The organism is Acinetobacter sp. CY05, assembly GCF_059515805.1.
The window spans coordinates 1-11,662 of record NZ_JCAKMW010000040.1; the positions used below are offsets into that span (position 1 = coordinate 1).

Below are 11,662 nucleotides of genomic sequence, written 5' to 3' on the forward strand. Positions count from 1 at the left end.
GTAAGCGTCCGCTGAACACACCTTATGAATTCATCCTATAAGCCTTAATTTAGTCCCCACTTAAAAACAAGTGGGGACTAAAATTTATGACTACAAATCACCAGACATCCATCGCATCTCTTGCGAAAAAACGAAGAACATACAGTGCTGAATTTAAACAGCAGATCGTTCAGGCTTGTAAAGCACCGGACGTTTCAATTGCTTCGGTCGCTTTGCAACATGGATTGAATACAAATCTTGTATCCAAATGGATTCGCTTAATTGATGCTAAGCCAGGGAGTGATCGCTCACCACTACCGAATAAACCTGCATTTATTGCCTTATCTTGCTCTGCACCATTAGATCCTACTCCTACTGACATGTTAAAGGTTCAAATTACTTTACCCCACTCAAAAGCAGAAATTGGCTTGAAATGGCAAGTATCAGAAATATCTGCTTTAGCAGAATTACTCAAGGCACTGGCAACATGATCCGCATTGATGAAATCTGGCTTTCTACCCAACCTCTGGATATGCGAGCAGGGATGGATACTGTCATGGCTCAGGTGGTGAGAGCCTTTGGCTACATTAAACCGCATTGTGCTTACCTGTTCTGTAATAAACGTGGCCATCGTATGAAAGTGCTGGTACATGATGGACTGGGCATCTGGCTGTGTGCCAGGCGGCTGGAACAGGGAAAATTCCACTGGGCTCAAGTTCACCAAGGTGAAACCGTGGCCCTCAACCCGGAACAGTTACAGGCATTAATCCAGGGTTTGCCCTGGCAGCGCATTGGACGACAGCAAGTGGTCACAATGCTCTAAACCAAGCTCGGTTATTCTGCTATTCTCCAAACGTTCTATTTCCTCTGCGTCATGACCTCAGGCATACTGCGATCATGAATACGCTGCCTGACTTAAGCCAACTGACCCATGAACAACTGCTGGAATTTACCCAGCAGTTGGCAATGCAGCATCAGTCTCTGGCACAATCAAATCAAGAATTAGAAAAATCAAACCAGCAATTGGATGCCAAAGTTCAGCATCTTTCTATTCTCAATCAAAAATACGAGCATGAACTGGCGCTGTTTAAAAAGCATAAATTCGGCAGTAAAAACGAACATCTCACCGCAAAACAAATCCATCTATGGGACGAAGCGGTCGAAGAAGATATCGCAGCCGTTGATCTGGAATTAGAACGATTAAATGCAGATAAAACCGATGCAGCGACACAGAAAGCCACAGTCAACAAACCTAAACGTCGACTGCTGCCAGATCATCTACACACCATCCGTATTGAGCATGAACCTGCATCAACCCAATGCAGTTGTGGCTGCCAGTTACGTCGTATCGGCGAAGATATCAGTGAAAAACTGCATTTCAGACCGGCACAGTTCTACAAGGAACAGCATGTCCGTGGCAAATGGGTCTGTGATCAGTGTGATACCCTGACTCAGCAAGCGATGCCCGCCTATGTGATTGATAAAGGTATTGCCAGTCCTGAACTGCTCAGCCATGTGCTGGTATCGAAGTATGCCGATCATTTACCGCTGTACCGTCAGCGCCTGATCTATCAGCGGGCTGGCATTGATCTGTCCAGATCCACTTTATCTGACTGGATAGGTCGCTGCGGTGTAGAACTGGAACCTCTGGCCAATGCCTTAAAACAGGTGGTGCTGCAACAGCGGGTGCTGCATGCAGATGAAACACCAGTCACCATCATGCGGATGGGTGATGATGAGAAAAAACCGAAGAAAGGTTATGTCTGGGCCTATGCCACCACACAGTACAATCCGGTTCAAGCCGTGATCTATGACTTTCAGGATAGTCGTTCAGGTCAGCATGCTGAAGCGTTCCTGAAAAACTGGCAGGGTCATCTGGTTTGTGATGATTACAGTGGTTATAAAGCACGCTTTAAATCAGGCCAGGTCGTTGAGGTGGGCTGTATGGCGCATGCGCGTCGTAAATTCCATGAACTGCATGTGACCAAAAAAAGTCAGGTCGCTGAACAGGCATTAGTGCTGATTCAGAAACTGTATGCCATAGAAGCAGAACTCAGAAAAAAGACCGATGGTACAGCAGAACAGCGCCGCGAATACCGACAACAGCATAGTCAACCGGTGATGCAACAACTGTATGAATGGCTCAACCAACATCAACTGACGGTGCCATCGAGTTCTCCCACCGCCAAGGCCATCAATTACACGCTGAAGCGTTGGCCAGCTTTAAGCCGCTATCTGGATGATGGCAATCTACCGATTTGCAATAATTGGGTAGAGAATCAGATGCGACCTTGGGCCTTAGGACGCAAGAACTGGCTGTTTGCTGGCTCGCTGCGCAGTGGCCAACGAGCTGCCAATATCATGACTTTAATCCAGTCAGCAAAGCTCAATGGCTTGGATCCGTATGCCTATTTAAGTGATGTGCTGAAAAGGCTACCGACACACAAAGTGACCCAAATTGAAGAATTACTGCCACACCGGTGGCAACCCGACCAAAATTAAAAAATAGGTATGGGGTTCAGCGGATGCTTACGATGTATTTAGCATATAAAGGATTTAGTGTCATTGTACTTGCACCGCTTTTGGCACTTTTTGCAGTGGCTTGGAGTGGTCTAAGCAATGAATTACTTGGTTTTTACTCACAAATTTTTATGACTGGCTTAGGCGGTTATATTATCAAATATTTTCCATTATTTTTGCTTGGTGCGATTTTTGGAAAACTGATGGATGATTCAGGTTCAGCTCGAACCATTGCACATTTTTTTGTCAATAAGTTAGGGCATCATCGCGCGATGCTGTCAATTGTATTGTCATGCGCAATTTTGACTTACGGTGGTGTGTCATTATTTGTTGTTGGTTTTGCTGTTTTCCCGATTGCAGCCGCATTGTTTCGGGAGTTAAATATACCTAAACGTTTGATTCCTGGTGCGATTGTATTAGGTGCACTGACCTTTACCATGACAGCCTTACCCGGTACACCTGCAATTCAAAATGCCATCCCCATGCCATTTTTTAACACCGACCTCTATGCTTCACCAGGTTTGGGTGTATTGGCATCCATATTTATTTTAATCACAGGAATGTGGTGGTTAAATCGTCGTGTAAATTCAGCTCAAGCACAAGGCGAGGGATATGGAAAACATCACGAACCTGATCAAATTACTCCACAACTTAGCCATCATGACCCCAGTTTAATCAAAGCATTTATCCCAATTTTTGTGGTCATTATTACTAATTTATTGCTCAGTAAATTAATTTTTCCGTCAATGAATACCGCTTATTTAGCCACAGATAAGTTTGGCAACACTTCTTTAAGTGCTGTAGTGGGTCTGTGGGCTATTGTATGTGCCTTAGTTTTGGCATGTATCGCCATTATTATTCTCAATTGGAAAAATATGAATGATATTCGAAATTCGATCCAACAAGGGGTATCCTCTTCATTTTTACCTATTTTTAATACCGCTTCAGAGGTAGGTTATGGTTCAGTGATCGCATCTTTGGCCGGTTTTATTATTTTGCGTGATTTTCTTGTCGGTATTGCACCTAATAACCCGCTGATTTCAGAGGCTATTGTAATTAACGTTTTGGCAGGTATTACTGGATCTGCTTCGGGTGGCTTAAGTATTGCCTTAAACACCATGGGTGAAACCTATAAAAATCTTGCACTTGAATCTGGCGTGTCCTTAGAATTGATGCATCGAGTGGCATCTATGGCTTCGGGCGCTTTAGATTCATTACCACATAATGGGGCAGTGATTACCATTATTGCTTTATGCGGTTTAACCCACAAACAATCTTATTATGATATGTTTATTGTTTGTGTGGTGATCCCCCTGATTGCGCTGATTGGCGTAATTACGCTAGGTACATTATTTGGCTCTTTTTAAACAATAACAATAGATAGGTTTATTTTTATGTCTCACACAATTCATTTACCGCGTATTATGGAAATTGGTAAAAACTCAAGAAATCAACTACCTGCGATTTTAGCTAGCCTTGGAGCAAAAAGACCGCTGATTATTACTGATCACATGATGGTGACCTTGGGCTATGTAAAACACATACGAGATGTATTAAATCAAGCACATATAGAAAGCGATTATTTTGATCAAACCATTCCTGAACCAACAGCCGCTTCTATTAGTGCAGGGGTAGAATACGTGAAGGCCAAACCCTATGATGCCATTATCGCTTTAGGTGGGGGCAGCCCAATTGATAGTGCAAAAGCGATCAGTATTTTAAGTCGTTTTGGTGGAGAAATTCGTGACTATAAATTCCCACGTCAAGTCAATGAAACTGGTTTACCCATCATTGCTATTCCCACCACAGCAGGCACCGGCTCAGAATGTACTCGATTTACGATTATTACCGATGAAAAAACCAGTGAGAAAATGCTCTGTGCTGGCTTAGGCTTCCTGCCTGTTGCAGCAATTGTGGATTACGAATTAACACTTTCCTTACCACCAAGAACCACAGCGGATACTGGCATTGATGCCTTAACACATGCAATCGAAGCCTACGTGAGTCAAAAAGCGAATTTGTATAGTGATGCTCAGGCATTAGCAGCGATGCGTTTAATCGGTCCAAATTTAAAATTAGCATACCATGAACCCAATAATGAACAGGCACGTGAAAATATGATGCTAGGTTCAACGCTGGCAGGAATTGCTTTTTCTAATGCATCGGTCGCATTGGTTCATGGTATGAGTCGTCCTATTGGTGCATTTTTTCATGTACCCCATGGTCTATCCAATGCGATGTTACTACCGATGATCACCGAATTTTCAATCCCTGCTGCGCCACAACGTTATGCAGATTGCGCACGCGCGATAGGGGTTGCTACATTGGAAGATACTGATGTAATTGCCAATCAAAAATTAATCCAAGAATTAAAATCAATTAACCAAGAACTTCAAGTCCCCACCTTGGCTGAATTTGGTGTAGATAAAAAGCATTTTGATGACGTCGTCAATACGATGGCAGAACAAGCCTTAGCTTCAGGCTCACCAAACAATAACCCGCGTGTACCTGAAGTTTCAGAAATGATTGAACTCTATCAAGAACTATGGGCCTCTTAAAAAAAATAATCTTATTCAATCATTCTCCCTATCTATATGGATAGGGAGAATCTAAAGAAGCTGTATTTCAATTTATTTACATACTAATTCACTCAAAAAAATAAATATATATGAACAAACATTAAAATCATCTCAACTTTTCGCCCAATTCTACATCATTGAAAATCTACATATTTTGAGCGCTAAAGCGCTCTTTTTACTATCTTAATAGCTTGTAAGGGAGTAATGCCTGAATAAGTGGTTATTTTATGGGTTACGCCTATGGTTAATTCATCATTAAACCTATAAATAAAAAACATTAATTACATACACTTAATGATTTATATGATGCGTCTTACACGCATCATATTTAATACTTGTTATTTTAATAAAAGTGCTTTAGATTGCACACATGTATTCACCATTAAAATTGATATGAGTTTAACTGAACAACGCGTACGCCAAGCCAAACCACGCGATAAAATGTACTTTATGGCCGATGATGACGGCTTAAGTTTAAAAGTAGAACCGAACGGCAATAAGTCTTGGAGTTATCGCTATTCACTCCCAAATAGCACCAAGAGACCACGAGTAAAGCTCGGGACTTATCCGGCGATGTCTTTAAAAGAAGCACGTCTTGCCCGTGACGATAAAAAAGATCAAGTCTTTAGTGAAAATGAACCTAGCTCAAGCCAGTTAAGCTTTGAGAAAGTTGCACTAGAGTGGATGGACTTTAAAGAAAAAAATGCCTTAGCAGACCGTCCACGTTCAGGTGTACTTGAGCTGGCACGCAAAGCCTTAATGCAAGACATCCTGCCTTTATTAGGTGAGCGAGACTTTTTAAGCTTAAAGCGTTTTGATCTGGTGCAAGTGATTCGTCATATCGAAAGTCGTGGGGTAAAAGAGCCTGTTAAAAAAGCGTGTAGCTATTTAAATCAAATTTATGATTATGCTGTCGCGATGGGCTACACCGATTATAACTTGGCAATCGGCTTACAAAAAGTCATTATCAAGCAGCGTGTTAAACAGCATTATCCATATTTACAAACGGATGATTTACCTGAATTCTTAAAACGCCTGCAAAAAAATCAGGCTCATCCTATTGTTAAAAAAGCCCTATGGTTAAAGCTGTATACTGGGGTGCGTGGTGCTGAGCTGTTATCGGCAGAACCTCATCATTTTGATTTAGAAAATAAAATCTGGCGTATTCCTGCAATGCATGTCAAACAATTTAGACGCCGTGTGGTCTTGGGTATGCAAGTGCCGGATTATTTGGTGCCACTCTCTGATCAAGCAGTTGAAATTATACAATCTGCCATGGATTGGTCAGCGGGTGAAAAGTATGTATTTGCAAGTCCACGCCAAGCAGGACAACCTTTACACTTTAATACTTTAAACACACTGATCCGTCGTATGGGATATAGCAGTGAGCAATTATCTTCACATGGTTTACGCTCAACCTTAAGTACAATTTTAAATGATTCAGGTCTTTTTCAGTCGAGTTGGATTGAGGCACAGCTGTCGCATACCGATAAAGATCAAACACGTGGTAGTTACAACCATGCTGAATATTTAAATCAACGTCAAGAAATGATGCAATGGTGGGCAGATTATTTAGCTAAGCATATGCATTAAAATATTTTTTGAATCAGTAATAAAATCAGTAAATGGGCAGGATAAAATGCATATGCCCATTTATTGACTGGAGAAATCTTGAACTTTATTTCTCGATTTAAATATTGATAACTGAACCAGATCCCTAGAATAACTATCACTATAAAAGCCAAACTCATTTTCCATAACTGAGTATTTAATAATAATGAAAAATTATGTGATAAATTAAAAACCAGATATAAATTAAACATAATACTGATTAATATAGGTAAAAATATTAAATTTTTATTTAAAAAAGCTAAGTAAAAACATAAAATTGCATACACACCCAACACATCATATTGTATAGAAAATTTGGTTTGATTTAAAATGAGCGTCAATACCAAAGGAATAAAGAAATAAACTGGCGCATAAACAGGTTTTCTGACATATGCATATAAGAGTATAAAACAGAGTATCAGTGTTGGAAATATATTTAAGCTTTGTGTGTTTGTAAAATACAACTGATAGGGTATTTCACTTAAAAATGCATATACAATTAAATTTTTAAAATAACGTTGATCGCTGGCTAAAATATTATGTTTATCTTTGCTACGATAAAAATAATGAGCCATTAAAAACAAAAATAATGGGTAGGCTAAACGTCCTATAGAGTAGCACCATAGATCAAATTGACTAGATGCTGGGTTTAAAAAGCGCAAATGATCGATCAGCATCGTGATTAAAGCCACCCATTTAATCAGATCTAAGTTTTTTAATCGCATGTGATGACCTATCGCAACTATGCAAAATACATACAGTAAATATTGGATCAGTCAGCGAAAATATGCCTATTTAAACATTGAAGTATGTCGTCCATGTCAGAAGAATCCCATGTGCTGACCAAGCTGCCTTTTTTTATTTTGGAGCCTTATTTTAGACCTACTTTTTTGTATAAAGAAGCTTTATCCTTAGAACGACCCGCTTTGTTTGTGGGTAATCATACCTTATTTGGTATTTTGGACTTACCTTTTATTTTGAAGGAAATTTACCTTAAGCAGGGGGTCAGCTTAAAAGCTTTAGGTGACCATGCACACTATCACTTTCCAATTTGGAGAGACTTACTCACTCAAGCAGGCATGGTCAGAGGAACACCAGAAAATTGCCGCCAGCTTATGCAACAAGGGCAATCCATTTTGGTTTATCCGGGTGGCTCACGTGAAGTGATGCGCAGAAAAGCCGATGCAGATCAATTATTCTGGAAAAATAGAACGGGGTTTACTCGCCTTGCATTGGAATATGATTACGATATTATTCCTTTTGCATCAGTCGGTGCCAATCAAAGCTATAACATTCATGCAGATGCAGATTCTTTGAAACAGCATGCGCTCACAAAGAAACTCTTTGAAATTGATGCTTTAAAGCCTTATTTACGTGATGGTGATGCTTTACCACCGATTGCGACGGGGGTGATGGGTTTGCCTCTGCCACAACCACAACGTTTATATATTCAATTTGGCGAGCGTATTCAAGCCGCTGATTTTAAGCAAGCTGAAGATGCGGCATGGCAATTACGAGCATATGTTGAACAGCAAATTTTACAGCAGATTGCAGATTTAAAGCGCTATCGTCATCAAGATCGTGCCAACTGGTCTTGGTTAAGGCGCCAACTGACACGAATCTAACAGCCCATCATTATTTTGCTGCTGTGGCTTGAATATCGACCGCTTTAGGAATCAGTTTCAACTGATAGAATGAATCTGCAACTTTTTGCTGGGCCTGAATAATCTCTAATGAGGGCACATCGACCTGATTAGGTGATGGTTTCTTCTGAATCACGGCGCGGGCAATATCTAAACTCAGTCCTGTACTCTCTGCTAAAATATGTGCCGTCTCCTCTGGATTTTTTTCAATCCAATCATCGGTTTCATTAAGCACTTGTTTAATTTGATTGACAGCTTGAGGGTATTCCACTTTAAACTGTGGCTGCGCTGAATAGAAAGAATAGACAGCTGGTAATGCTTTCGAATCAAAGAGAATTTTAGCATTGCCTTGAATTTCGGTAGCGCTAATATAGGGTTCCCAAATTGCCCAAACATCAATGGCATTTTTATCCAGTGCAGCACGCGCATCCGCAGGGGTTAACCAAACAGGTTCAATATCTTGCCAACTCAATCCAGCCTGTTTAAGCGTCTCTGAGACAAAATAATGAGCACTTGAGCCTTTGGTTAAACCAACTCGCTTAGCTTTAAGTTGCTGTAAATTTTGGATCGGGCTGTGCTTGGCAACGAGGAGAGCATGTGCTTGACGTGATGCTTGTTCTGCCACTAAATAACGCAGAGGTTTATCTGCAGCCAGTGCAAATACAACAGGTACGTCACCGGTATAGCCAAAATCAATAGCACCTACAGACAATGCTTCAAGGGTTTGTGGACCTGCAGGAAATTCTTTCCAACTGATTTTTGTCTCAGGGAAGGCCTGCTCAAAGCTTTGATTTTTCTTCGCCACAATAAGCTTTAATGTAAGCATCCGCTGAACCCCATACCTATTTTTTAATTTTGGTCGGGTTGCCACCGGTGTGGCAGTAATTCTTCAATTTGGGTCACTTTGTGTGTCGGTAGCCTTTTCAGCACATCACTTAAATAGGCATACGGATCCAAGCCATTGAGCTTTGCTGACTGGATTAAAGTCATGATATTGGCAGCTCGTTGGCCACTGCGCAGCGAGCCAGCAAACAGCCAGTTCTTGCGTCCTAAGGCCCAAGGTCGCATCTGATTCTCTACCCAATTATTGCAAATCGGTAGATTGCCATCATCCAGATAGCGGCTTAAAGCTGGCCAACGCTTCAGCGTGTAATTGATGGCCTTGGCGGTGGGAGAACTCGATGGCACCGTCAGTTGATGTTGGTTGAGCCATTCATACAGTTGTTGCATCACCGGTTGACTATGCTGTTGTCGGTATTCGCGGCGCTGTTCTGCTGTACCATCGGTCTTTTTTCTGAGTTCTGCTTCTATGGCATACAGTTTCTGAATCAGCACTAATGCCTGTTCAGCGACCTGACTTTTTTTGGTCACATGCAGTTCATGGAATTTACGACGCGCATGCGCCATACAGCCCACCTCAACGACCTGGCCTGATTTAAAGCGTGCTTTATAACCACTGTAATCATCACAAACCAGATGACCCTGCCAGTTTTTCAGGAACGCTTCAGCATGCTGACCTGAACGACTATCCTGAAAGTCATAGATCACGGCTTGAACCGGATTGTACTGTGTGGTGGCATAGGCCCAGACATAACCTTTCTTCGGTTTTTTCTCATCATCACCCATCCGCATGATGGTGACTGGTGTTTCATCTGCATGCAGCACCCGCTGTTGCAGCACCACCTGTTTTAAGGCATTGGCCAGAGGTTCCAGTTCTACACCGCAGCGACCTATCCAGTCAGATAAAGTGGATCTGGACAGATCAATGCCAGCCCGCTGATAGATCAGGCGCTGACGGTACAGCGGTAAATGATCGGCATACTTCGATACCAGCACATGGCTGAGCAGTTCAGGACTGGCAATACCTTTATCAATCACATAGGCGGGCATCGCTTGCTGAGTCAGGGTATCACACTGATCACAGACCCATTTGCCACGGACATGCTGTTCCTTGTAGAACTGTGCCGGTCTGAAATGCAGTTTTTCACTGATATCTTCGCCGATACGACGTAACTGGCAGCCACAACTGCATTGGGTTGATGCAGGTTCATGCTCAATACGGATGGTGTGTAGATGATCTGGCAGCAGTCGACGTTTAGGTTTGTTGACTGTGGCTTTCTGTGTCGCTGCATCGGTTTTATCTGCATTTAATCGTTCTAATTCCAGATCAACGGCTGCGATATCTTCTTCGACCGCTTCGTCCCATAGATGGATTTGTTTTGCGGTGAGATGTTCGTTTTTACTGCCGAATTTATGCTTTTTAAACAGCGCCAGTTCATGCTCGTATTTTTGATTGAGAATAGAAAGATGCTGAACTTTGGCATCCAATTGCTGGTTTGATTTTTCTAATTCTTGATTTGATTGTGCCAGAGACTGATGCTGCATTGCCAACTGCTGGGTAAATTCCAGCAGTTGTTCATGGGTCAGTTGGCTTAAGTCAGGCAGCGTATTCATGATCGCAGTATGCCTGAGGTCATGACGCAGAGGAAATAGAACGTTTGGAGAATAGCAGAATAACCGAGCTTGGTTTAGAGCATTGTGACCACTTGCTGTCGTCCAATGCGCTGCCAGGGCAAACCCTGGATTAATGCCTGTAACTGTTCCGGGTTGAGGGCCACGGTTTCACCTTGGTGAACTTGAGCCCAGTGGAATTTTCCCTGTTCCAGCCGCCTGGCACACAGCCAGATGCCCAGTCCATCATGTACCAGCACTTTCATACGATGGCCACGTTTATTACAGAACAGGTAAGCACAATGCGGTTTAATGTAGCCAAAGGCTCTCACCACCTGAGCCATGACAGTATCCATCCCTGCTCGCATATCCAGAGGTTGGGTAGAAAGCCAGATTTCATCAATGCGGATCATGTTGCCAGTGCCTTGAGTAATTCTGCTAAAGCAGATATTTCTGATACTTGCCATTTCAAGCCAATTTCTGCTTTTGAGTGGGGTAAAGTAATTTGAACCTTTAACATGTCAGTAGGAGTAGGATCTAATGGTGCAGAGCAAGATAAGGCAATAAATGCAGGTTTATTCGGTAGTGGTGAGCGATCACTCCCTGGCTTAGCATCAATTAAGCGAATCCATTTGGATACAAGATTTGTATTCAATCCATGTTGCAAAGCGACCGAAGCAATTGAAACGTCCGGTGCTTTACAAGCCTGAACGATCTGCTGTTTAAATTCAGCACTGTATGTTCTTCGTTTTTTCGCAAGAGATGCGATGGATGTCTGGTGATTTGTAGTCATAAATTTTAGTCCCCACTTGTTTTTAAGTGGGGACTAAATTAAGGCTTATAGGATGAATTCATAAGGTGTGTTCAGCGGACGCTTAC

General features: G+C 42.1%; 12 protein-coding genes. 7 read left to right on the plus strand and 5 right to left on the minus strand.

What is annotated here, in order from left to right; translation table 11 throughout:
- The first annotated feature begins 86 nt into the window (after positions 1 to 86).
- From tnpA (AC5YCD_RS15235) to AC5YCD_RS15260, 6 genes are all read left to right on the plus strand, one after another.
- Positions 87 to 470, plus strand: a complete 384-nt coding sequence (gene tnpA / locus AC5YCD_RS15235; RefSeq protein ID WP_218999213.1) for an IS66-like element accessory protein TnpA — start codon at positions 87 to 89, stop codon at positions 468 to 470.
- Positions 467 to 802 carry an IS66 family insertion sequence element accessory protein TnpB gene (tnpB, locus tag AC5YCD_RS15240; protein ID WP_164709242.1) on the plus strand — a complete coding sequence of 112 codons (336 nt, stop codon included), beginning with the start codon at positions 467 to 469 and terminating at the stop codon, positions 800 to 802. The genes tnpA (AC5YCD_RS15235) and tnpB (AC5YCD_RS15240) overlap by 4 nt, the downstream gene beginning before the upstream one ends.
- 74 nt (positions 803 to 876) lie before the next feature.
- Positions 877 to 2,481, plus strand: coding sequence for an IS66 family transposase (tnpC, locus tag AC5YCD_RS15245; RefSeq protein WP_496128784.1), 1,605 nt, complete (start codon positions 877 to 879; stop codon positions 2,479 to 2,481).
- Positions 2,482 to 2,504: 23 nt separating this feature from the next.
- Entirely contained in the window at positions 2,505 to 3,866 is a 1,362-nt protein-coding gene (locus AC5YCD_RS15250) for a GntP family permease (protein ID WP_496130830.1), read from the plus strand.
- 27 nt (positions 3,867 to 3,893) lie between these two features.
- Positions 3,894 to 5,057 (plus strand): iron-containing alcohol dehydrogenase, encoded by a 1,164-nt coding sequence (locus AC5YCD_RS15255; RefSeq protein ID WP_496130831.1) that lies wholly within the window; start codon positions 3,894 to 3,896, stop codon positions 5,055 to 5,057.
- A 414-nt stretch (positions 5,058 to 5,471) separates the two neighbouring features.
- Positions 5,472 to 6,671, plus strand: a complete 1,200-nt coding sequence (locus AC5YCD_RS15260) for a tyrosine-type recombinase/integrase (protein ID WP_496130832.1) — start codon at positions 5,472 to 5,474, stop codon at positions 6,669 to 6,671.
- Here the strand turns inward: AC5YCD_RS15260 and AC5YCD_RS15265 are convergent.
- Positions 6,668 to 7,414: a TraX family protein gene (locus tag AC5YCD_RS15265; RefSeq protein ID WP_496130833.1), complete on the minus strand. Its 747-nt coding sequence runs from the start codon at positions 7,412 to 7,414 to the stop codon at positions 6,668 to 6,670. The two genes, AC5YCD_RS15260 and AC5YCD_RS15265, sit on opposite strands and share 4 nt — an antisense overlap.
- A 93-nt stretch (positions 7,415 to 7,507) precedes the next feature.
- On the opposite strand from AC5YCD_RS15265, the gene AC5YCD_RS15270 reads away from it, so the two are divergent.
- Complete coding sequence (locus AC5YCD_RS15270) at positions 7,508 to 8,314, plus strand: lysophospholipid acyltransferase family protein (protein ID WP_496130834.1); 807 nt, start codon at positions 7,508 to 7,510, stop codon at positions 8,312 to 8,314.
- Positions 8,315 to 8,324: 10 nt separating this feature from the next.
- Here AC5YCD_RS15270 and AC5YCD_RS15275 read toward each other — a convergent pair whose 3' ends face one another.
- The 4 genes from AC5YCD_RS15275 to tnpA (AC5YCD_RS15290) form a co-directional block, all read right to left on the minus strand.
- Entirely contained in the window at positions 8,325 to 9,158 is an 834-nt protein-coding gene (locus tag AC5YCD_RS15275; protein WP_496130835.1) for an aliphatic sulfonate ABC transporter substrate-binding protein, read from the minus strand.
- Between the two features lie 23 nt (positions 9,159 to 9,181).
- Positions 9,182 to 10,786, minus strand: a complete 1,605-nt coding sequence (gene tnpC, locus AC5YCD_RS15280; protein ID WP_496128784.1) for an IS66 family transposase — start codon at positions 10,784 to 10,786, stop codon at positions 9,182 to 9,184.
- 74 nt (positions 10,787 to 10,860) lie between these two features.
- On the minus strand, positions 10,861 to 11,196 hold the full coding sequence (gene tnpB / locus AC5YCD_RS15285) for an IS66 family insertion sequence element accessory protein TnpB (RefSeq protein ID WP_164709242.1): 336 nt from the start codon (positions 11,194 to 11,196) through the stop codon (positions 10,861 to 10,863).
- Complete coding sequence (tnpA, locus tag AC5YCD_RS15290; protein WP_218999213.1) at positions 11,193 to 11,576, minus strand: IS66-like element accessory protein TnpA; 384 nt, start codon at positions 11,574 to 11,576, stop codon at positions 11,193 to 11,195. Before tnpA (AC5YCD_RS15290) ends, tnpB (AC5YCD_RS15285) begins: the two co-directional genes overlap by 4 nt.
- Between the last annotated feature and the right edge of the window lie 86 nt (positions 11,577 to 11,662).

Bases quoted from the DNA above. Each gene is read 5' to 3' on its own strand.
- tnpA (WP_218999213.1), top strand. From the start codon at position 87: ATGACTACAAATCACCAGACATCCATCGCATCTCTTGCGAAAAAACGA.
- tnpB (WP_164709242.1), top strand. From the start codon at position 467: ATGATCCGCATTGATGAAATCTGGCTTTCTACCCAACCTCTGGATATG.
- tnpC (WP_496128784.1), top strand. From the start codon at position 877: ATGAATACGCTGCCTGACTTAAGCCAACTGACCCATGAACAACTGCTG.
- AC5YCD_RS15250 (WP_496130830.1), top strand. From the start codon at position 2,505: ATGCTTACGATGTATTTAGCATATAAAGGATTTAGTGTCATTGTACTT.
- AC5YCD_RS15255 (WP_496130831.1), top strand. From the start codon at position 3,894: ATGTCTCACACAATTCATTTACCGCGTATTATGGAAATTGGTAAAAAC.
- AC5YCD_RS15260 (WP_496130832.1), top strand. From the start codon at position 5,472: ATGAGTTTAACTGAACAACGCGTACGCCAAGCCAAACCACGCGATAAA.
- AC5YCD_RS15265 (WP_496130833.1), bottom strand. From the start codon at position 7,414: ATGCGATTAAAAAACTTAGATCTGATTAAATGGGTGGCTTTAATCACG.
- AC5YCD_RS15270 (WP_496130834.1), top strand. From the start codon at position 7,508: ATGTCAGAAGAATCCCATGTGCTGACCAAGCTGCCTTTTTTTATTTTG.
- AC5YCD_RS15275 (WP_496130835.1), bottom strand. From the start codon at position 9,158: ATGCTTACATTAAAGCTTATTGTGGCGAAGAAAAATCAAAGCTTTGAG.
- tnpC (WP_496128784.1), bottom strand. From the start codon at position 10,786: ATGAATACGCTGCCTGACTTAAGCCAACTGACCCATGAACAACTGCTG.
- tnpB (WP_164709242.1), bottom strand. From the start codon at position 11,196: ATGATCCGCATTGATGAAATCTGGCTTTCTACCCAACCTCTGGATATG.
- tnpA (WP_218999213.1), bottom strand. From the start codon at position 11,576: ATGACTACAAATCACCAGACATCCATCGCATCTCTTGCGAAAAAACGA.